This is a genomic window from Devosia sp. J2-20, from assembly GCF_055808475.1.
This window is the reverse complement of record NZ_CM147870.1, coordinates 102,093-121,897: the sequence shown is the minus strand read 5'-3', so window position 1 is coordinate 121,897 and position 19,805 is coordinate 102,093. Positions and strand designations below refer to the sequence as shown.

At 62.2% G+C, this 19,805-nt stretch carries 19 protein-coding genes and 1 pseudogene; 10 read left to right on the top strand and 10 right to left on the bottom strand.

Going from position 1 to position 19,805, the window contains the following annotated elements; translation table 11 throughout:
* Positions 1-14 precede the first annotated feature (14 nt).
* Genes pbpC through AC0L37_RS00620 form a run of 3 tightly spaced genes read left to right on the top strand, consistent with a single transcriptional unit; the run spans position 15 to position 4,350 of the window.
* A complete protein-coding gene (gene pbpC / locus AC0L37_RS00630; protein WP_282222271.1) occupies positions 15-2,216 on the top strand; it encodes a penicillin-binding protein 1C in 2,202 nt (733 codons plus the stop codon).
* 20 nt (positions 2,217-2,236) lie between these two features.
* The gene (locus AC0L37_RS00625; RefSeq protein WP_212659816.1) at positions 2,237-2,554 is read left to right on the top strand and encodes a hypothetical protein; all 318 of its coding nucleotides are present in this window, start codon (positions 2,237-2,239) and stop codon (positions 2,552-2,554) included.
* Positions 2,551-4,350, top strand: a complete 1,800-nt coding sequence (locus AC0L37_RS00620; protein ID WP_282222272.1) for a methyl-accepting chemotaxis protein — start codon at positions 2,551-2,553, stop codon at positions 4,348-4,350. The genes AC0L37_RS00625 and AC0L37_RS00620 overlap by 4 nt, the downstream gene beginning before the upstream one ends.
* 60 nt (positions 4,351-4,410) lie before the next feature.
* Here AC0L37_RS00620 and rnk read toward each other — a convergent pair whose 3' ends face one another.
* Positions 4,411-4,812, bottom strand: coding sequence for a nucleoside diphosphate kinase regulator (rnk, locus tag AC0L37_RS00615; protein WP_282222273.1), 402 nt, complete (start codon positions 4,810-4,812; stop codon positions 4,411-4,413).
* Between the two features lie 319 nt (positions 4,813-5,131).
* Positions 5,132-6,406, bottom strand: a complete 1,275-nt coding sequence (locus AC0L37_RS00610; protein ID WP_212659818.1) for an O-acetylhomoserine aminocarboxypropyltransferase/cysteine synthase family protein — start codon at positions 6,404-6,406, stop codon at positions 5,132-5,134.
* Positions 6,407-6,615: 209 nt separating this feature from the next.
* Between AC0L37_RS00610 and AC0L37_RS00605 the strand changes: the two genes are divergently transcribed.
* From AC0L37_RS00605 to AC0L37_RS00575, 7 genes are all read left to right on the top strand, one after another.
* The gene (locus AC0L37_RS00605) at positions 6,616-7,698 is read left to right on the top strand and encodes a LacI family DNA-binding transcriptional regulator (RefSeq protein ID WP_282222274.1); all 1,083 of its coding nucleotides are present in this window, start codon (positions 6,616-6,618) and stop codon (positions 7,696-7,698) included.
* 2 nt (positions 7,699-7,700) lie between these two features.
* Positions 7,701-8,144, top strand: a complete 444-nt coding sequence (locus AC0L37_RS00600) for an ABC transporter substrate-binding protein (RefSeq protein WP_282222275.1) — start codon at positions 7,701-7,703, stop codon at positions 8,142-8,144.
* Positions 8,065-8,958, top strand: coding sequence for a sugar ABC transporter substrate-binding protein (locus AC0L37_RS00595; RefSeq protein ID WP_282222276.1), 894 nt, complete (start codon positions 8,065-8,067; stop codon positions 8,956-8,958). Before AC0L37_RS00600 ends, AC0L37_RS00595 begins: the two co-directional genes overlap by 80 nt.
* Before the next feature lie 73 nt (positions 8,959-9,031).
* A complete protein-coding gene (locus AC0L37_RS00590) occupies positions 9,032-10,105 on the top strand; it encodes a carbohydrate ABC transporter permease (RefSeq protein ID WP_212659821.1) in 1,074 nt (357 codons plus the stop codon).
* On the top strand, positions 10,102-10,983 hold the full coding sequence (locus AC0L37_RS00585; RefSeq protein WP_269371636.1) for a carbohydrate ABC transporter permease: 882 nt from the start codon (positions 10,102-10,104) through the stop codon (positions 10,981-10,983). The genes AC0L37_RS00590 and AC0L37_RS00585 overlap by 4 nt, the downstream gene beginning before the upstream one ends.
* 12 nt (positions 10,984-10,995) lie before the next feature.
* Positions 10,996-11,988 carry a glycoside hydrolase family protein gene (locus tag AC0L37_RS00580; RefSeq protein WP_282222277.1) on the top strand — a complete coding sequence of 331 codons (993 nt, stop codon included), beginning with the start codon at positions 10,996-10,998 and terminating at the stop codon, positions 11,986-11,988.
* Between the two features lie 4 nt (positions 11,989-11,992).
* Positions 11,993-13,066 carry an ABC transporter ATP-binding protein gene (locus AC0L37_RS00575; protein ID WP_212659824.1) on the top strand — a complete coding sequence of 358 codons (1,074 nt, stop codon included), beginning with the start codon at positions 11,993-11,995 and terminating at the stop codon, positions 13,064-13,066.
* A gap of 166 nt (positions 13,067-13,232) precedes the next feature.
* Here the strand turns inward: AC0L37_RS00575 and hisD are convergent.
* The 8 genes and pseudogenes from hisD to AC0L37_RS00535 form a co-directional block, all read right to left on the bottom strand.
* Positions 13,233-14,560: pseudogene (hisD, locus tag AC0L37_RS00570) on the bottom strand (histidinol dehydrogenase).
* Between the two features lie 45 nt (positions 14,561-14,605).
* A complete protein-coding gene (locus AC0L37_RS00565) occupies positions 14,606-15,169 on the bottom strand; it encodes a cupin domain-containing protein (protein WP_282222278.1) in 564 nt (187 codons plus the stop codon).
* 37 nt (positions 15,170-15,206) lie between these two features.
* On the bottom strand, positions 15,207-15,440 hold the full coding sequence (locus AC0L37_RS00560) for an aldo/keto reductase (RefSeq protein ID WP_282222279.1): 234 nt from the start codon (positions 15,438-15,440) through the stop codon (positions 15,207-15,209).
* The gene (locus tag AC0L37_RS00555) at positions 15,377-16,030 is read right to left on the bottom strand and encodes an aldo/keto reductase (protein WP_282222280.1); all 654 of its coding nucleotides are present in this window, start codon (positions 16,028-16,030) and stop codon (positions 15,377-15,379) included. The genes AC0L37_RS00560 and AC0L37_RS00555 overlap by 64 nt, the downstream gene beginning before the upstream one ends.
* A gap of 29 nt (positions 16,031-16,059) precedes the next feature.
* Positions 16,060-16,818 (bottom strand): sugar phosphate isomerase/epimerase family protein, encoded by a 759-nt coding sequence (locus tag AC0L37_RS00550; RefSeq protein ID WP_282222281.1) that lies wholly within the window; start codon positions 16,816-16,818, stop codon positions 16,060-16,062.
* A 48-nt stretch (positions 16,819-16,866) separates the two neighbouring features.
* The gene (locus AC0L37_RS00545) at positions 16,867-17,346 is read right to left on the bottom strand and encodes a VOC family protein (protein WP_212659828.1); all 480 of its coding nucleotides are present in this window, start codon (positions 17,344-17,346) and stop codon (positions 16,867-16,869) included.
* 87 nt (positions 17,347-17,433) lie between these two features.
* A complete protein-coding gene (locus AC0L37_RS00540; RefSeq protein WP_473313841.1) occupies positions 17,434-18,672 on the bottom strand; it encodes an ABC transporter substrate-binding protein in 1,239 nt (412 codons plus the stop codon).
* A gap of 28 nt (positions 18,673-18,700) precedes the next feature.
* On the bottom strand, positions 18,701-19,801 hold the full coding sequence (locus AC0L37_RS00535) for an ABC transporter ATP-binding protein (protein WP_282222283.1): 1,101 nt from the start codon (positions 19,799-19,801) through the stop codon (positions 18,701-18,703).
* Between the last annotated feature and the right edge of the window lie 4 nt (positions 19,802-19,805).

The following is a 19,805-nucleotide window of genomic DNA, read 5'->3' as shown; positions in this document are numbered from 1 at the left end:
CACGGCACCCCTGGGTGCGGTGGGTCACGGCCATCGGCTTCGGCCTGTTTGTGCTTGGCTGCGCCGCCACGATCCAGTTGAGCGCCAGCATTGCCGAAATCTCCCGGACCCTGCCGGCAACGCCCGACCCCGCGACACTGGCGGTGTCGGCTGAGGTGACCGATCGCGACGGGCTGCTGCTGCGCCCCTTCACCACTGGAGATGGTCGCTGGCGCCTGCCGACCAGTCGCGATGCGGTCGATCCACGGTTTCTCGACATGCTCATTGCCTATGAGGATCGCAGCTTTGCCGACCATGACGGCATCGCCTGGTCCTCCATGCTGCGCGCGGCGACCCAGTTTGTCAGCGCCGGTGGGCGCGTGGTGTCGGGTGGCTCCACCCTGACCATGCAGGTCGCCCGGCTGATCGAGGGCGAACCCACACGCAATGCCTGGGGCAAGCTGCGCCAGATGGTGCATGCGCGCCAGCTTGAGCACGATCTGAACAAGGACCAGATCCTTGATCTCTACCTGACGCTGGCGCCCTATGGCGGCAATATCGAGGGCATCCGGGCCGCCAGCCTGGCCTATTTCGGCAAGGAACCGAGCCGGCTGACCACCGCGCAGGCCGCCCTGTTGGTGGCTCTGCCACAATCACCCGAAGCCCGGCGCCCCGACCGCAATCGCGATGCCGCCCGCGCTGGACGCGACAAGGTGCTCGACCGGCTGGTGGCTTTGGGCGCCCTGCCTGCCGAGGAAGCCCGCGCTGCCAAACACGAACCCGTTCCCGACGCCCGCCGCGAATTTCCCATGCTGGCCGCGCATCTGGCCCAGCAAGCCGTCAGCGCCCAGCCTGATGCCCGTACCATTGCCCTGACCGTCGACAAACGCCTGCAGGATGCCCTTGAACGTCTGGCTGCGGCCCGCGCCAGGCTGATCGACCCCAATGTCTCGGTCGCCATTATTGCCGCCGATATCGAGAGTGGCGAAATCCTCGCCTCGATCGGCTCGGCCGGCCTGTTCGACACACTCAGCGATGGCTATGTCGACATGACCACCGCCATCCGCTCACCCGGTTCCACCCTCAAACCATTGATTTACGGGCTGGCATTTGAACTGGGACTGGCTCACCCACAAAGCCTGATCGAGGATCGCCCCACCGCCTTTGGCGGCTATGTGCCGGTCAATTTCGATGGCTTCAATCGGGGAACCGTCACCATTCACGACGCGCTGACCCAATCGCTCAATATCCCCGCCGTGGTGGTGCTCGATGCGGTCGGCCCGGCGCGACTGGTCTCGCGTCTGCGCCGCGCCTATGCCGATCCGCGCCTGCCCAGCGATACAGCGCCCAGCCTTGCCGTCGGCCTGGGTGGCGTGGGGATCACCCTGCGCGATCTGGTGTCAGTCTATGCCGCCATCGCCCATGGCGGCGACGCTGTCGCCTTGAACGATGGCATTACGCACCCAACCGCCGAGGGGCTCAGCGCGCCCATTCTGGACCCGGTAAGCGCATGGTATGTCGCCGATATTCTGGCCGATGTGCCGCCACCGCTCAACGGATCGCCCGGCCGCATCGCCTACAAGACCGGTACCTCCTATGGCTATCGCGATGCCTGGGCCATCGGCTTTGACGGCAAGACCGTGATCGGGGTCTGGGCTGGTCGCCCCGACGGCGCGCCCGTGCCGGGCTTGTCGGGCATTACCGGCGCCGCCCCAATCCTGTTTGAGGCCTTTGATCGACTGGGCAGTCGCCGTGCACCACTGCCACGCGCGCCTCAGGGCGCCATTCTGGCCAGTACCACCGAACTGCCCAGCCCGCTGCAGCGCTTCCGCCACCCCGATGCGGGTCTGGTGGCCCGCGATGCGGCGCCCGAAATCGCCTTTCCCGGCGACGGCATCACGGTGGACCTCAGAGCCGGCGGTGACGCTTTGGACCCGCTCATGGTCAAGGTTCGCAACGGCGTGCCGCCCTTCACCTTCTTTGCTAATGGCACCCCGTTTGGCCGGCCCGATTTTGCCCGTCAGGCCAGTTGGCCCCCGATGGCCCCGGCTATGTCACCCTGTCGGTGGTCGATGCCGAGGGGCGCGGCGACAGCGTCAACGTCCTGCTCAACTGAAGCCGCTCACCGCTCGATCACAAGTGCGCGAGTGCGCCTTCGGCCAATAAATCGAAGACGGAACTTAATCAAATTGGTAACCAATCTCGTTCATTGTTGGCCAAAGAAATCAATCAATTAGCCGCCAGCAGGAGGGGGAGGATGAGCCATATGCGCCAGTTTGCGCCTGCCCTGATCTTTTCGACCGTCTCGTTCGTGCTGATCGCCGCCTTCATGCTGGCGCCGCAGGCCAAGGGAGAGATGGCCGTGGCCTTCCCGCCCTTCACCAGCGAAGAAACCGCCTGGTCGATTGTCCGGCAGGCCGGTGGCTACGCCGTCGGTCCGACCCAGCTTCCCAACATCGTTGTGGCCTATGCCGGCGATGCTGATTTCCAGCGCCGCGCCAGAGACCTGGGCGCGCTGTTTTTCCTCAATGCTACCGGGCTGTGTGCTCCGCAACTTGATCGCGAGACAACATGACACTTGATACCATTCGCAGTCGCGCCACGATCCTGGTCGCGGGCCTGTCAGCCTCCATGGCCGCTATCGCGGTGATCATCGAATTGCTGTTTCAGGGTGGCCTTGGACTGGGCAGCCTGCTGGGCGGGCTGGGCTTTGCGGGCCTGGCCGTAACCTATCTGGCCAGTCGCCAGTCAGCGGCTTTCCGCTATATGGCGGTGGCCGTGATGATGGCCGAAGTGATGGCCATGCTGATCTCGGCGCGCGGACAGCCGCTGCAGACCGACATCCACATGGCGTTCTTTGCCGGTCTGGCCGTTTGCGCCCTGCTCTATGATGCCAAGGCGATCATTCTGGGCGCCGCCCTGGTGGCCGTGCATCATCTGGTGCTGGGCATGACGCTGGACAATCTGATCTTTTACGGCGGCGGCGGCTTTGGTCGTGTGCTGCTGCATGCCGTCATCCTGATCGTCGAGACAGTTGGTCTGGTCTGGATGACCATCAACACCCATCACCTGCTCAATATTTCCCAAGAGCGCTCCGAACAGGCCGAAACCAGCGCCCAGGAAGCCGAACTGCTGGCCACCGAGGTCGAGGAGGCAACCGCGGCCCGTCGTCAGGAACGTCAGTCGATGATGGAGCAGCTCTCCACCGACTTTAACCGTGTCGTTGATGCGGCCAGCAAGGGCGACTTTTCGGCCCGTATCGAAACCAGCTATGCCGACCCCGAACTGGCCAATCTGGCCAGCTCGATCAACGGCCTGATCGGCACGGTCGGCGACAGCCTGGGCGAAACTGCCCGCGTGCTGTCGAGCCTGGCCAATACCGATCTGCGCGCCCGCATGACGGGAAAGTATGAAGGTGCCTTTGCCCAGCTGCAAAACGACACCAACGCCCTGGCCGATACGCTGACCACCATCATGCATTCGCTGCGCACCGCCATTTCCAGCATGCGCGCCGCCACCAGCGAGATCGTGGTGGGCACCAATGATCTGAGCGAGCGCACCACCAAACAGGCCGCGACCATTGAAGAGACTACCGCAGCCATCGAACAGCTGGCCGCCACCGTGCTTGAAAACGCCGATCGCGCCCGCGACGCCAATGCCAACGCCCAGAAGGTGCGCTCGGTCGGCGAAGAGGGCGGCGACGTGATGGCGCGCGCCAATGAGGCGATGTCGCGCATCACCCAGTCCTCCGCCAAGATCTCCAACATCATCGGCCTGATCGACGACATTGCCTTCCAGACCAATCTGTTGGCGCTCAATGCCTCGGTTGAAGCTGCCCGCGCCGGCGATGCCGGTCAGGGCTTTGCTGTGGTGGCGGTCGAAGTGCGCCGCCTGGCCCAGTCGGCCGCCAAGGCATCATCGGACGTCAAGACACTGGTCGACGCCTCGGCCGGCGAAGTGGGCGAAGGCACCAAGCTGGTGGCCGAAGCGGCAACCAAGCTGGAAACCATGATGGACGCCGCCCGCGCCAATAATGAGCTGATGGAGGGCATTGCCCGAAACAGCCGCGAGCAGGCCTCGGCCATTGAAGAAGTCTCCGGCGCCGTGCGGCAGGTCGATCAGATGACCCAGCACAATGCGGCACTGGTGGAACAAACCAATGCGGCCATCACCCAGACCGAACATCAGGCGAGCGAAATCGACCGCATCGTTGAAGTGTTCAAGCTCGACGGCGCACCAGCCGGCAGGCCCGCGGCCAAATCCGCCGGCAAGGCGCTGCCCGTCCGGGACGTCCAGCAATTGCGCAAGGCCGCGACCGGGTTTGCCAGCCAGGGCAATGCCGCCATTGCCAAGGACTGGGCCGAATTCTAGCCCGCGCTTTACGCACGTCCTGTCAGGGCCGGTCAGCAGACCGGCCCTTCTTGTATCTGGCTAGATGGTTTGGGGTTGTTCCACTGCGGTCACGGTGAGCACATTGGTGCGCCCGTCACGCGCCGTCCAGCTGATCGACTTGCCCGCGCGCATCCCGATCAGCGCTGCCCCGACCGGGGTCAGCACCGAAACCTTGCCCGCCGCGATATCGGCATCCACCGGATAGACCAGTGTCACCGCACGCTCCTCGTCGCGCTCGGTGACGTAGCGCACCCGCGAGCCCATGCGCACGCTGTCAGCCGGCAATTTGGCATCGGGCACCACGCGGGCACGTTCCATCTCGACCAGCAGGCTTTCGGCCGCACTGGCCAGCGCGGCACTGCCGGCCTCGGCCAGGCCCATCAACTGGCGGTGGTCCCGTTCACAAACGGTAATCTGAGGGCGAAGGGTACGGTTACGCATGGCTTGATCCAATTGAAAACGGCCTTGCGCCCCCGCGCCAGACCACGGTGAACCGCGCTGCGAGGGAGCCATCAGGGCCTGTGCTGTGGAGATATATGAACCCCTAAATCCGTGCCGGCGGGCAGCGCCTTGGATTTAGGGCAACAATCCTTCGACGGGATAATCCCGTCGCGGAGCAGTGTTGGCGTTGTGAAATGAAGCGTTCATGGGAGCCAAGGTAGGCCTTCGCCATGCCAAGTCAAGCCGCCCACAGGGATGACCCCGGGGCGGCAAGACAGCGCAGTCAGATCAGCCGGCAGTCGTGCCGCCGGCGCCGCAATCAGCTGACCTTGGCCAGCGCCTGCTCAACGTCGGCGATAATATCGTCGATATGCTCAATACCCACCGAGATGCGCACCAGATCTTCCGAAACGCCGGCCGTGGCCAGCTCTTGGGGACCAAGCTGGCGATGGGTGGTCGAGGCCGGATGGCAGGCCAGTGACTTGGCATCGCCGATATTGACCAGACGCAGGATCATTTCGAGCGCATCGATGAACTGGCCGCCCGCAACCGAACCGCCCTTGATGCCGAAGCTGACAATGCCCGAGGCTTTGCCCTTGGTGATCTTCTTGGCAGTCTCGTGATACTTGCTGTCTTCCAGCGCGGCATAGTTCACCCAGCTCACCTTGGGGTGCGCCTTGAGATACTGCGCCAGAGCCATGGCGTTTTCGCAGTGGCGATCCATGCGCAGGCCCAGCGTTTCCAGACCCATCAGGAACAGAAACGCATTATGCGGCGACAGGGCCGCACCGGTATTGCGCAGCGGCACCACGCGGCAGCGACCGATATAGGCAGCAGCGCCCAGCGCCTCGGTATAGACCACACCGTGATAGGAAGGATCGGGTTCGTTGAGGATCTTGAACCGGTCCTTGTTCTTGACCCAGTCGAACTTGCCGCTGTCAACGATGATGCCGCCGATCGAATTGCCATGGCCGCCAATATATTTGGTCAGCGCATGCACCACGATATCGGCACCAAATTCGAACGGCTTGCACAGATAGGGTGTCGCCACGGTGTTATCGACGATCAGCGGCACGCCATGCTTGTGCGCGATATCGGCCAGACGCTGGATATCCACCACATTGCCGGCCGGATTGCCGATCGACTCGCAGAACACGGCCTTGGTGTTCTCGTCGATCAGCGCGTCGATACCGTCAAAATCGCCCTGATCGGCCAGACGCACATCAATGCCCTGACGCGGGAACGAGTGCATGAACAGGTTATAGGTGCCGCCATAGAGCTGGCTGACCGAAACGATATTGTCACCGACGCCGGCAATCGCCTGAATGGCGTAGGTGATGGCGGCCATGCCCGAGGCCACGCACAGACCGGCAATGCCGCCCTCCATTTCCGCGACGCGCTGTTCCAGCACGGCAGTCGTGGGGTTCATGATGCGGGTATAGATATTGCCCGGCACGGCCAGGTTGAACAGGTCGGCACCATGCTGGGTGTCGTCAAACGTATAGGAGGTGGTCTGGTAGATCGGCACCGCGGCCGCCTTGGTGGTCTCCTCCGACTTATAGCCATGGTGCAGGGCGATTGATTCCAGCTTCATGATTTTCCCTCTCGCAAGTTGGATTCTGTTGTCCGGGCGCACAGTTAGCATTCCTTGACCCGATTGGGCAGTCGCCAGCGCAGGCTTTCTACGTTCTGCCCCACCGCCTGAGCCTTCCAAAACGTCTTGACTCGATCCGGCACGATTTCGTATGACATCGGTGTCATGACATCGGTGTCATAAATCATGCATGACGTCAGGGAGGCCAAATGGCTACGATTTACGACGTCGCGAAAGCGGCCAATGTATCCCCCAAGACGGTCAGCCGCGTGCTCAACAGCGATGCACCGGTCGGCAAGAAGACGCGCGATGCCGTCGAGGCAGCCATGGCCGCTCTGGGTTATGTGCCCTCCAGCGCCGCGCGCATGATGCGCTCCAATCGCTCCGGGCTGATCGGCCTGATTACCGGCGCCATTTCCACCACCGCGCAGGACACGCAGATTTCGGGCCTGCCCGAACTGCAGATCGTCCAGGGCATTCAGACCGTCATCGCGCCCAGCGGCAATACGCTGATGATCGCCGATACCGGTGGCGATTCCAGCCGCGTCCCTGGCCTGATCGATACCTTCATCCAGCACCGCGTCGAAGGCCTGCTCTACGTCGCCGAATACCACCAGCAGGTGCACCTGCCCAAGGTGCCGGCCAACACCCCCATGGTGCTGGTCAACTGCTTTGACGAGAACAACACGCCTGCCGTCATTCCCGATGATCGGCGCGGCCAGCGCGAACTGGTCGGCCGCCTGATCCAGGCCGGCCACGATCGTATCGCCTATCTCACCCTGCGCGAGAACATCATTGCCACGCCCCTGCGCAAGCAGGGCTATCGCGATGCCCTTGAGGCGGCTGGCCTGCCCTATGATCCAGCACTGGTTCAGGCCTGCGAAATCGACAATCCCGAAGGTGAAACCCAGGTGCTCTGGGATGCCATCGACACCATGCTGCGCTTTGACCAGCCGCCCACCGTGATCTGCTGCGGCAATGACCGGCTGGCGCTCAAGGTCTACGGCATTCTGCGCTCGCGCGGCATGAAGGTGCCTGATGAGATTTCGGTCGCCGGCTACGACAATTACCGTGTCATCGCCGAGACCCTTTATCCCCCGCTCACCACGGTGGAACTGCCCTATACCGCCATCGGCGTGCGCGCAGCGCAGCGCCTGCTTGGCATGATTTCCGGCGAAAGCCGGGACAGCGCCAACCCCGCCATTGTGGGCGGGCCGGTGCATTGGCGTGGCTCTGTCACCGAGCAGCGCCGCTCCAACGTCACGCAGCTAAAAATACTCAGGGAGGATTGAGAATGAACAAGTTCGCAGCCGTCACCGGCCTGCTCATGGGCGCCACGCTGTTCAGTGGTTCGGCCATGGCCCAGACCACGCTGTCCATGTGGTATCACGGCGCCGGCAATGAGGTGGAAGCCGGCATCATCAACGATCTGGTCAGCGATTTTAACGCCAGCCAGTCCGATTGGGTGGTTGAGCTCGAGAGCTTCCCCCAGGCCGCCTATAACGACAGCGTGGTCGCGGGCGCCCTGGCCGGCAATCTACCCGACATTCTGGACGTCGATGGCCCCGTCATGCCCAACTGGGCATGGTCGGGTTACATGCAGCCGCTGCAGATCGACGAGATCCAAGATCGCCAATTTCCTGCCCGGCACCAAGGGCATGTGGGATGGCAAGCTCTACTCCATCGGCCTGTGGGATGCCGCGGTCGCGCTGGTAACACGCCAGTCCATTCTCGATGATCTGGGTCTGCGCACACCGACCCTGGATGAGCCCTGGACCCATGACGAATTCATGGCCGCGCTGGAAGCCGCCAAGGCGTCGGGCAAGTATCAGGCTGCCTTTGATCCCGGCATGGCCTGGACCGGCGAATGGTACCCCTATGCGTTCTCGCCCTTCCTGCAGAGCTTTGGTGGCGACATCATCGACCGCTCCACATACACCACCGCCGAAGGCGTGCTGAACGGCGATGAAGCCATTGCTTTTGGCGAATGGTGGCAGAGCCTGTTCACCGAGGGCTATTCGCAGGCCACCCAGGACCCCGCTGACCGCGATGCCGGTTTTGCTGACGGCAAATATGCCTTCTCCTGGAACGGCAACTGGGCAGCCCTGGGGGCACTGGGCGCCTTTGATGACGCCCTGTTCCTGCCAGCGCCAGATTTCGGCAATGGCCCCAAGATCGGTGCTGCTTCCTGGCAGTTCGGCATCTCGGCTGCCTCAGAGCATCCCGATGGCGCCTCTGCCTTCATCGAGTTTGCCCTGCAGGACAAGTACCTGACAGCCTTCTCCGATGGCATTGGCCTGATCCCGCCAACCCCCGGCTCTGCTGCGGCCTCGATCAATTACAAGGACGGCGGCCCGATGGCTGACTTCTATGAACTCTCCGCCCAGCAGGCTCTGCTGCGCCCCGTGACCCCCGGTTACGTCGTCGCCGCCAAGGTGTTCGAAAAGGCGCTGGCCGATATCGCCAATGGTGCAGATGTTGCCGACACCCTTGATGCCGCCGTCGATGAGATCGACGCCGACATCGCCAAGAACGGCAATTACGGCTTCTAGGTCGGTCCCCTCCCGGTCCTGGTGGGACCCCGGTTAAGGCCGGGGTCCCGTATTTCAGCAAGGTGAATTGACCATGGCATCCAAATTTACCCGATCCAATCGCGCCGGTTGGCTCATGGCAGGCCCGGCAACCGCGCTGATGGCCGGGTTTATCATCCTGCCCTTCATCTTTGCCATTGTGCTCAGCTTCACCAATCAGCGGCTGATCTCACCCAACCCCACAGAATTTGTCGGCCTGTCCAATTACGAGCAATTGCTCGGCGTGGGCGTGCTGACGCTGGACCCGCTGCGCGACGACGCCGGCACCGTCATGCGTGACGATGACGGCGCGGTTGAATACCCCTCGGTCCGGCGCCTGGTTCGCAACAATCCCGACTATCCGCAATATGCCGGCATGCGCGAATGGTTCAGCGTGCCCTTTGGCGAGGCGCGCAGCTTCGTGCTGGTGCGCGACGTGGTGTTCATGAAGGCTCTGGTCAACACCTTCCTGTTCGTGTTGATCGTCGCCCCCGTACAGGGCGCTCTGGCGCTTGGATTGGCACTGCTGATCAATCAGCGCCTGCGCGGCATCAATCTGTTCCGTGCCATCTATTTCATGCCCGTGGTGGTTTCCATCGTGGTGGTCTCCCTGCTCTGGCGCTTCATCTATGACGGCAATAGCGGGCTGCTCAACAATCTGCTGGGGGCGATCAGTTTTGGCGCCATCCCCAAAATCGACTGGCTGGGCAATCCCTCCACCGCCCTGGGCGCCATCATGGCCATGTCGATCTGGCAGGCGGTTGGCTTTCACATGGTGATCTGGCTTTCGGGCCTGCAGACCATCAGTCCAACGCTCTATGAAGCGGCCGCCATTGAAGGCGCCAGCCCGTGGCAGACCTTCCGCTATGTCACCTGGCCGGGGCTGCGTAACACCGCCATTCTGGTGCTGATCGTGATCACCATGCAGGCCTTTGCCCTGTTCGCCCAGATCGACGTGATGACCGGCGGCGGACCGCTCGATTCCACCCAGACCATTGTCTTCCAGGCCGTCGAGCGCGGCTATGGCAAGCAGGACATTTCCGGCGGCTCGGCCATCTCGGTCATTCTGTTCGTGCTGGTGCTGTCCATTTCTCTGCTGCAACGCTGGCTCACGCGGGAGAAGGCATGATGGCCAATATCGCCTCCGACAATCACGGCCTGCGCCTGTTCGTCCGCTATGCGGTGCTGGTGCTGATAGCGGTGATCTTCATCTTTCCGCTGGTCTTCATGCTCATGTCGAGCCTGAAACCCGACCAGCAATTGCTGATCGATACCAAAAGCCTGGCCGCCTTTCTGCCGGTGGGCGACATCTCGCTGGACAATTATGCGGCCGCCTTCCGCCGGGCGCCGGTAGGCCTGTTCGTGTTCAACTCGGTGCTGATCACCGGGGTGACCGTCCTGCTCTCGCTGATCGTGTGTTCAGCCGCTGCCTTTGCCTTTGTCTTCATCGACTGGCGCGGTCGCGAACTGATCCTGACCATCATTCTGGCCACGCTGATCGTGCCGTTCGAAACCATCGCCATTCCGCTGCTGCTGATCTCCTCCAAACTGCCCTGGATCGGGCTGGACGGGCTGACCTATGGTTGGCTCAATTCCTATCAGGTACAGATTGTCCCCTTCATCACCGATGGTCTGACCATTTTCCTGTTCGTGCAGTATTTCAAGGATCTGCCGGGCGAACTGATCGAGGCGGCCCGCGTCGAGGGTGCCAGCTGGTGGCAGGTCTATCGCCGCGTGGTCATGCCGCTGGCTGGCCCGGTGCTGGCAACCGCGGCGATTCTGAAATTCCTTGCCATGTATAACCAGTATCTGTGGCCACTCATGGTGGTGCAGCAGGAGGCCTATCGGCCCGTCATGGTGGGGCTGCAGTATTTCTTCCAGCTCAACCGGGCCTGGGGCGAGATCATGGCCTATCTTTCCATGATCACCGTGCCTGTGCTGGCCTTCTACCTTTTCCTGCAACGCGCATTTATTGCCTCGATCGCCTCGACCGGCGTCAAGGGCTGACGGAGTTTACTGATGGTTCTCGCACTCGACACCAAATGGATCTGGGACAGCTGGTATGTTCGCGATGGCGACCAGTACCACGGCTATTTCCTGCAGGCTGACCGCAGCCTGGGCGATCCCGATTTGCGCCATTTCAATGTCTCGCAGGGGCATGCCGTCTCCACCGATCTGGTCAACTGGACCCATCTGGGTACCTGCCTGCGCCCGGCGCCCGGGCCGGCCTGGGATGACATGACCACCTGGACCGGTTCGGTTGTTCAGGGCGATGATGGTGTCTGGCATCTGTTCTACACCGGCTCGCGTCAGTCCGAGCAGGGCATGTATCAGCGCATCGGCCACGCCACTTCGAGCGATATGCACAACTGGGTCCGCGTCGGCGACCAGCCGTGCCTGGACCTGACGGGCCCGGCGGCAAAATTCTACGAGGCCGAGCATATGGTGGGCCACTGGCACGACCGCGCTATGCGCGATCCCTGGGTGATGCGTGACCCCGCCGGCGATGGTTGGCTGATGTATTTCACCGCTCGCGTGCCCGGCGTTGAAGAACCCAATGCCGGTGGCGCCGTCGGTTTCGCCAAATCGCCCGACCTGATGACCTGGACGCTGCAGCCACCCGTCTTTTCCGGCGGCTTTGGCCAGCTTGAAGTGCCACAGGTCTTCCGCGTCGAGGACAAATGGTACTGCCTGTTCTGCACCGATTCTTCCCATTGGTCCGAGGCCTATAAGGCGGTCAATCCGCAATCGCCGGTCGCGGGCAATCACTACCTGATCGCCGATGATCCCCGCGGCCCCTGGCAGATCGCTCCCGGTCCCTTCCTCGATGGCGCCAAGCCCTGCCGCCGCTACGCCGCACGCATTGTCGAGACCGATGACGGCCTGCGCATTCTGGGCTTTGCCGATGGCGGCAAGGACAATTTTGGCGGCTATGTCATGGATCCAGAACCAGTCGTGGTGGGCCAGGACGGTCTGCTTTCAGTCATCCCCACAGTTCAAGCGGCGGAGTAGCCCCATGGCGCAGGTTTCCCTCAAGGCCATCAAGAAGAACTACGGCGCCACCCAGGTGATCAAGGGCGTCGATATCGAGATCGGCGATGGCGAATTCGTGGTGTTTGTTGGCCCATCGGGATGCGGGAAATCCACCCTGCTGCGCATGATCGCCGGGCTTGAAGACATTTCGGGGGGCACGCTGACCATTGGCGACACCGTGGTCAACGACCTGCCCCCCAAGGATCGCCGCATTGCCATGGTGTTCCAGAGCTATGCGATTTTCCCGCACATGACCGTGCGCGAAAACCTCGCCTTCGGGCTGACCATCGCCAATGCCCCGCAGGCCGAAAAGGACGCCAAGGTCGCCGAGGCCGCCCGCATCCTGCAAATGGAGCATCTGCTCGATCGCCGCCCCAGCCAGCTCTCGGGTGGGCAGCGCCAGCGCGTTGCCATCGGCCGCGCCATTGTGCGCAAGCCGGCCGTGTTTCTGTTCGATGAACCGCTGAGCAATCTCGATGCCGCGCTGCGCGTCGACATGCGCATGGAGCTCTCCAAACTGCATGCCGATCTGGGCGCGACCATGGTCTATGTCACCCATGATCAGGTCGAAGCCATGACGCTGGCCGACAAGATCGTGGTGCTCAATGGCGGCGTGGTGCAGCAGATCGGCACCCCGCTCGAGCTCTATCACACCCCGGCAAACCTGTTTGTGGCAGGCTTTATGGGCTCGCCAAAGATGAACCTGCTCAAGGCAAGGATCGAGGCAATCGGCCCCGACAGCGTCACCGTGACCTCGCAGGATCTGGGCAGCATGGTGCTGCCCCGCACCAATCCCGAGCTCAAGCTGGGTGACGATGTCACCGTGGGCCTGCGCCCGCACCATCTGGGGGAAACGGGCGATCACCGCATTGAAGGGCGCATTGTGCTGGTGGAACGGCTCGGCAATGAAACACTGGCCGCCATGCAGCTCAAATCGGGTCAGCAGATCATTGCTGCCCTGCCCGGCGATGTTGCCGTGGCTGCTGGCGAAACCCTGAGCCTGGCCACCCAGGCCGACAAGGCCAGCCTGTTCCTGCCGTCAGGCGATGCCGCCTGAGGCAAAAGCCGCGACCCGCGCAGATTGCCCGGGCTTCTGCAAACCGCGTCTTCAACCCGGTCTCTGGGCTTTGTCCCAGAACCAGCCCGCCATGAGGCCAAGAACGTCCAGCTACGCCGCCGTTGCCAAGATTTGCTGATGCGGGAGCGTATCCAGACGGCGAAGTTTACTCGACAGACGCCGCAGGAACACTCGCCCCCGTGCCATAGGGCACATTGCGCCCGCCATAGCGGCGCACGCGTATATTGGCCTGCTCGGCATGGCCGACAAAGCCCTCCAGCATGGAGAGGCGCGAGCCATATTCGCCGATCATGCTTGATGCTGCATCGGTCGTGACTGTCTGCCAGGTGCAGGCCTTGAGGAACTTGCCCACCCACAAACCGCCGGTGTAGCGCGCTGCGCGCATGGTGGGCAGCGTATGGTTGGTGCCGATGACCTTATCGCCAAAGGCCACATTGGTGCGCGGTCCCAGAAACAGCGCCCCGTAATTGCGCAGATTATCCCGGAACCACAGATCGCGGTCGGTCATCACCTGCACATGTTCCGAAGCGATCCGATCCGCTTCGACCAGCATCTCCGCATGGCTGTCGCAGACAATGATTTCGCCAAAATCGGTCCAGGAGGTCCGTGCAATTTCACCTGTCGGTAGAATGGCCAGCAGCCGCTCGATTTCCGCCATGGTATCGCGTGCCAGCTTTTCCGACGTCGTCAGCAAGATAGCCGGTGAGGTCGGACCATGCTCGGCCTGCCCCAATAGGTCAGTAGCGCAGATTTCCCCGTCAACGCTCTCATCGGCGATGATCAGCGTTTCGGTCGGACCGGCGAACAGGTCGATACCGACCCGGCCAAACAGCTGCCGCTTGGCCTCGGCAACAAAGGCATTGCCGGGGCCCACCAGCATATCGATGGGCGCGATTGTCTCGGTACCGATCGCCATGGCGCCAATGGCCTGAATGCCACCCAGCACGTAGATTTCGTCAGCGCCCGCCATGGCCTGCGCTGCCACCACCGCTGGGGCGGGCTTGCCGCCAAAAGGCGGCGCACAGGTAATTACCCGCTCGCAACCGGCGACCTTGGCGGTGATCACCGACATATGGGCCGATGCCAGCAAGGGGTATTTCCCCCCGGCACATAGCACCCCACCGCACTGATCGGCACATGCTTGTGACCCAGCGTCACGCCGGGCAGCGTCTCCACTTCGAGTTCAAGCATGGTGTCTTTTTGCAGTCGCGCGAAATTGCGCACCTGCGTCTGGGCAAACTCGATATCGCGCAGATCCTGCGCGCTCAACTGTGCCAGGCAGGCATCGATGTCCCGCTGGCTGAGGCGGAATTCAGGGGCATGCCAATTGTCGAACTTTGCCGACAGCTCACGCACCGCCGTGTCACCGCGCGCATCGATATCGGCCAGAATGGCTTCCACCGTAGTGCGGACCTGTTGATCCGCCTGCGCGCGCGCCGCAGCATCCTTGCCGCGCTTGAGCCATACCGGCATGCCTGCTTCTCCTCAAATTGTTGCCCTGTGTGCAGAAAACGCGCGCTAGAGCGCGTCCAGACCATCGCGGAAATCGTTGAGATCAGCCTCGACCGTTGATGGCGCCTCGATCCACTCGATCATGGATTCTCCGGTGACCGGATCACGCGGGGGAATGGGCAGCATCATGATGCGCTTGGCTGCGGCACGCCGCAGCTCTTCGGTCAGATGCTCTTCCTGCATATTGTCCCAGTCGCGACCATCGGGATAACCGCCAACCATGAGCACATCATCGGACTGACCGACCATGCTGTGCGACACCCCGGCGGGCATCACGATCACATCGCCCGCATTCACGCGCATGCGCAGCCCGCCCTTGCCGAACAGCTCGACCTCCATCCAGCCTGTGGCCACGCCCAGGCATTCATGCGTGGTCGAATGGAAATGGGGATAGGTATAGACCCCCGGATAGCGCCAGTTGTTCAGCCAGCCATTGCCGCGAAAACGTGCCTGAACGGCGTCCGCGCCGCCGCCCGGAATACCATTGCGATGCACCAGCAGCGGAAACCGGCTGTTTGGCAGCATGCCATTGGGCCGCGACCAATGCTGCTCGACCTCGATCCTGGACATTGCTCTCTCCCTTCAGTTCTCAAATGGCGTTGCGGTACTAGACGTCCCACACGGGACACCAGGGGCCGTTGACCAGCCGCATTCCCTTGTCGAGTGCCTCGATATCCTTGATATCCTGGGCATCAAGCACCAGATGGCGCGCCGCAAAATTGGCGATGATGCGGTCCTTCTTGCCCGAAGAGGGAATGACGTTGTGCCCCCTGGCCATCAGGAAGGCCAGCGCCACCTGCTCGCCGGTAGCCTCATGGGCCTTGCCGATCCGTTCCAGCACGGCATCACCAACCACGCCCCCCGCGCCAGCGGCGCATAGGCGGTGACGGGCATGCCCAGCCCCTCGCAATAATCAATGATTGGCCGGTTCTGCATATAGACGTGACACTCCACCTGGTTGGTGGTGATCGGCCGATCGCCAAGCAGATTTCTGGTTTCATCCAGCAGCGCCTTGGTGAAGTTGGATACCCCGATGCGCTTGGCCAATCCGGCGTCGAACGCCTCGGCGAACTGGCTCATATAGACTTCCAGCGGAAATTCATTGTGCGGCGATGGCCAGTGCAACAGCAGCAGATCGACCTGATCGGTCTGCAGCTTGTCGAGGCTTTCCCGCACGGAATCCACCAGCTTGCCAGGCCCGAAATTGTCCGGCTTCACCTTGGTGGTGATGAAGATGTCCTGCCGCGGCACGCCAGCCTCGGCTATGCCGCGCGCTACGTCCGCCTCATTGTCATAACCCTGCGCGGTATCGATGTGGCGACACCCGGCCTCCAGCGCCCAGCGCACACCATTGCTGGCTTCCGCGCCGGGACGGTTCCAGGTGCCATAGCCCATTTGCGGAATGCCGCTGACCATTGGTTCGCTGTGCATTGCCTTGCCTTTCCTGTCGCTGCGCGGCCCTAAAGGCCCAGCGCATTGAGGTGATTGATCGACCGGCTGGCAAAGGCCCGCCAGTCGCTTGGGTTATCGTGTTCGGTGACGAGGTGGTCGGCCTTGGTTTTCTCAAACAGCGGCGCCAGCGCCTGCCAGTCGATGATGCCATCGCCCGTGGCCGTCCAGCCATCGTCTTGCTTGGTGCCCAAAGTCGCTGTGTCCTTGGTCTGGATGATCACGATGCGGTCCGCGAAACGGCGCAGTTCTGCCGCCGGGTCGGCCCCGGCACGCACGATCCAGCCACAGTCGATCTCGAACTTCACGCCCGACCCGCCGGCCGCAAAGATATGGTCGATCGGCCGGCTGCCATCGGCCAGCGGCACGAACTCGAAATCATGATTGTGCCAGGCGACCTCAAGCCCCGCAGCATTTGCCAGTTCGGCGCCGCGGGCCAGTTTTTCGCCCAGCCCGCGCCAGTAGGAAACCGTCGGCGCGCGCTCTTCGGCGGTGACATAGGGCGGGATCAGATAGGTGACCCCCAGCGTCTGGGCAATCTCGATATAACGCTGCGGCGCCTCGACAAGTCCGGCCAGCGGCATGTGAAAGCCATAACAGGCCAACCCCGCATCATCGAGTTGCTGGCGGAACAACCCCGGATCTTCCTCATAGGCGGGCAACCAGGGCTCGATGGCGTCATATCCCATCGCCTTGAGGATCGGCAATTGCGCCGCCAGTGGCGGGAAATTGCGCGACGAATAGAGCTGATAGGCTTTGCGATAGGTCATGCGGCAGGTCTCGGTGTCAGGTGTGTGCAGTGGGGAACAGCGCCAGCCTCAGGGCTGGGCTTCCTTGTCCTTGTCGAACTCAAGCAGTTCGATCATCACGCCCAGATCCTTGACCGTGTCGTAATAGGCGTAGCGCCCATGGCTGCCGTCGAACTCGCCGCGCTGCAGCAGCGGATGACCCTTGGATTCAAGATAGGCATCGCGCTTGGTCAGATTGCGCGTGCGGAAAGCGATGTGATGACAACCCGGGCCCTTCTCCTCGAGCAGGTCGCGCCAGGCGCTCTTTTCAGGACCGGGTTCGAGAAACTCGACATCGATATTGCCGAATTTGAACATCATGATCCGGCAACCGACATCGCTGGGCTTGCCGCGATAGATGGCCTTGGCTTCCTCTGCCGGAGCGGCGCGGCCCTCGCTTGGCATCGGCTTGCCCGTCAGATCGGCAAACCACTGCGCAGACTTCACCACATCATCGGTGACAAAGCAGATCTGCATCACTTCGTCTTCATCAAGCAGGCGCTTGTCCATTCTGCTCGTCCATTCATTGGGTTGAGGGGCGGCGGCCCGGCGCAGAACGCCGGGTCGCCAACCGCTGGGGGGACAGGATGTGGGCGCTTAGCCCAGGATGGTCTCGTAATTGTCCTGCATCTGCGCGATGGCATCATCCACGCTCATGCTCGGATCGCTCCAGAAGTTGAACACCACATCCCAGATCGAGTTCTGCCAGTCGGCATCGCTCATCGAATGCGGGTTCTGCACTTGGTGGGCCGGATCAGACAGGATGTGCAGCACTTCTTCGGAACAGGCATCCAGCGCCGATTCAGGCGCATCAAGCCGGACCGGGGTCGAGCCTTTGGCCATGGCGAAATCGGCCTGCACCTGCGGATCAACCACCACCGAGGCAAAGTCGAGTTCGGCCTGGTCCATTTCAGGCGACTGGCCGCCCAGCAGGCCCCAGCTATCGACCGTGGCCACAACGGCCTTGGCACCCGGGATCTGCATGCAGCCAAAGTCGGTGCCGGCAGTCTTGCCCGCAGCGGTCCATTCGCCCTTCATCCAGTCGCCATGGATCTGCATCAGCGCCTTGCCGGTGATCACCATATTGGTGGTCACGTTCCATTCGCGATTGGCCGAGCCTTCGTCGGCCGCTTCCTGGAAGCGCCGCAGCGTATCGAGCAGATTGCGCATTTCGGCACTGTCGAGCACCGCCGGATCAGGCTCTGCGCCATAAACGCGATTGTAGAAGTCGACGCCGCCCGTGGCGGCCGCCAGCGCATGGAACAGATAGCCGACCTGCCACTGCTGCCCACCAATGGCCAGCGGTACATAGCCCGCATCGCTCACCTTCTGGAAATCAGCGAACATGGCGTCGAGCGAACCCCAACTGGAGGGATCGACCCCGGCAGCCTTGGCCACCTCCATATTGTAATACGCCATGCCATCGATATGCAGTGCAGTCGGGATCTTGACGATCTCGCCGTCCACCGTGATCGACTTGGCAACCGCCAGCGGCAGGTGCTCGGTGATACCCTGTTCATTGAAGAACGCGGTGACCGGACGACCAAAGCCAAGTGCGGCCAGATCGCGGAACACACCGGGATTGGATTCCATGAACACATTTGGCGGGCTACCGCCGGTGACCAGGTTCATCAAATTCACATTGGAGCCGGTATCATGCGGAATGGCGATATCGGTCCAGGTGTGGCCTTTGGCTTCAATGCCATCCTTGATGATATTGAGCGCTGCCACTTCCGGGCCCGAAGACCAGGAGTGGTACACCACGATTTCGCTGGCATAGGCGGTAGAGCTGAGCAGGATGGCTGTAGCAAGTCCGGCTAGGGTCTTCTTCATCATCGTTGTTTCCTCCCTTACGATGCGTCGTTCACATCCGCCGCCCGGTCTGGGCGTCGAAGATATTGGCTTTACCCGGCATGAAATCGACCGAGACGCTGGTGCCGGGCTTGAGCCGGCTTGCAGCGTCGGGAGCGACCCGCAGGGCAAGCAATTGGTTGTCGAGACTGAGGTAGACGGTGGCATCCGAGCCGGTGCGTTCGGCGTATTGCACCGGCAGGGTGAAGCTGGCCGCCGCATTGGGCTCGGCCATGTCGGGCACGCCAAAATGCTCGGGCCGCAACCCCACTATGATGCGGGTGCCGTCCTGCGGCGCGGTCTCGAAATCATAACCGGTCAGATCGAGCGCCATGCCCGCCGCCAGATCGGCGGTGACTTTTGATCCATTCACGCGCAGCGTGGCTTCACGCAAATTCATCGCGGGTGAACCGATAAACCCGGCCACGAACAGATTGGCGGGCCGCTCATAGATTTCGTCGGGTGTGCCAAACTGCTGGATCACCCCGCCATCCATCACCGCGATCTTGGTGGCCATGGTCATGGCCTCGATCTGGTCGTGGGTGACATACACGATGGTGGACTTCAGCTCGTCATGCAGCTTCTTGATCTCAAGCCGCATTTCGGTGCGCAGCTTGGCATCGAGATTGCTCAACGGCTCATCAAAAAGGAACACCCCGACATTCTTGACCAGCGCCCGGCCAATGGCGACGCGCTGGCGCTGCCCACCCGAGAGCTGCCCCGGCTTGCGATGCAGCAGCGGCTCGATCTGCAGCAGCTTGGCCGCCCAGGCGATGCGTTGCTCGATCTCCTCGCGCGGCAGCTTGCTGGCCGACAGGCCGAATTTGAGGTTCCCGTGCACGGTCTTGGTCGGATAGAGCGCATAGGACTGAAACACCATGGCCAGCCCGCGATCCTTGGGGTCCAGATCAGTGACATCGCGATCCCCGATCATGATGCGCCCGTCGGTCACCTCAAGCAGCCCGGCCAGCAGGTTGAGCAGCGTGGTCTTGCCGCAGCCACTTGGCCCCAGCAGCACCAGAAAGTCGCCGTCCTCCACCGCAAGGTTGAGGTCGTTGAGGACCGCTAGGGACCCGTAGCTTTTGACGATGTGTTCGAAGCTGACAGTTGGCATGAGA

Bases quoted from the DNA above. Each gene is read 5' to 3' on its own strand.
- rnk (WP_282222273.1), bottom strand. From the start codon at position 4,812: ATGCGTAACCGTACCCTTCGCCCTCAGATTACCGTTTGTGAACGGGAC.
- AC0L37_RS00555 (WP_282222280.1), bottom strand. From the start codon at position 16,030: ATGCACAGCGAACCAATGGTCAGCGGCATTCCGCAAATGGGCTATGGC.
- AC0L37_RS00575 (WP_212659824.1), top strand. From the start codon at position 11,993: ATGGCGCAGGTTTCCCTCAAGGCCATCAAGAAGAACTACGGCGCCACC.
- AC0L37_RS00545 (WP_212659828.1), bottom strand. From the start codon at position 17,346: ATGGACAAGCGCCTGCTTGATGAAGACGAAGTGATGCAGATCTGCTTT.
- AC0L37_RS00580 (WP_282222277.1), top strand. From the start codon at position 10,996: ATGGTTCTCGCACTCGACACCAAATGGATCTGGGACAGCTGGTATGTT.
- AC0L37_RS00590 (WP_212659821.1), top strand. From the start codon at position 9,032: ATGGCATCCAAATTTACCCGATCCAATCGCGCCGGTTGGCTCATGGCA.
- AC0L37_RS00565 (WP_282222278.1), bottom strand. From the start codon at position 15,169: ATGTCCAGGATCGAGGTCGAGCAGCATTGGTCGCGGCCCAATGGCATG.
- AC0L37_RS00610 (WP_212659818.1), bottom strand. From the start codon at position 6,406: ATGAAGCTGGAATCAATCGCCCTGCACCATGGCTATAAGTCGGAGGAG.
- AC0L37_RS00550 (WP_282222281.1), bottom strand. From the start codon at position 16,818: ATGACCTATCGCAAAGCCTATCAGCTCTATTCGTCGCGCAATTTCCCG.
- AC0L37_RS00605 (WP_282222274.1), top strand. From the start codon at position 6,616: ATGGCTACGATTTACGACGTCGCGAAAGCGGCCAATGTATCCCCCAAG.
- AC0L37_RS00585 (WP_269371636.1), top strand. From the start codon at position 10,102: ATGATGGCCAATATCGCCTCCGACAATCACGGCCTGCGCCTGTTCGTC.
- AC0L37_RS00600 (WP_282222275.1), top strand. From the start codon at position 7,701: ATGAACAAGTTCGCAGCCGTCACCGGCCTGCTCATGGGCGCCACGCTG.
- AC0L37_RS00620 (WP_282222272.1), top strand. From the start codon at position 2,551: ATGACACTTGATACCATTCGCAGTCGCGCCACGATCCTGGTCGCGGGC.
- AC0L37_RS00595 (WP_282222276.1), top strand. From the start codon at position 8,065: ATGTGGGATGGCAAGCTCTACTCCATCGGCCTGTGGGATGCCGCGGTC.
- AC0L37_RS00535 (WP_282222283.1), bottom strand. From the start codon at position 19,801: ATGCCAACTGTCAGCTTCGAACACATCGTCAAAAGCTACGGGTCCCTA.
- AC0L37_RS00540 (WP_473313841.1), bottom strand. From the start codon at position 18,672: ATGATGAAGAAGACCCTAGCCGGACTTGCTACAGCCATCCTGCTCAGC.
- AC0L37_RS00625 (WP_212659816.1), top strand. From the start codon at position 2,237: ATGAGCCATATGCGCCAGTTTGCGCCTGCCCTGATCTTTTCGACCGTC.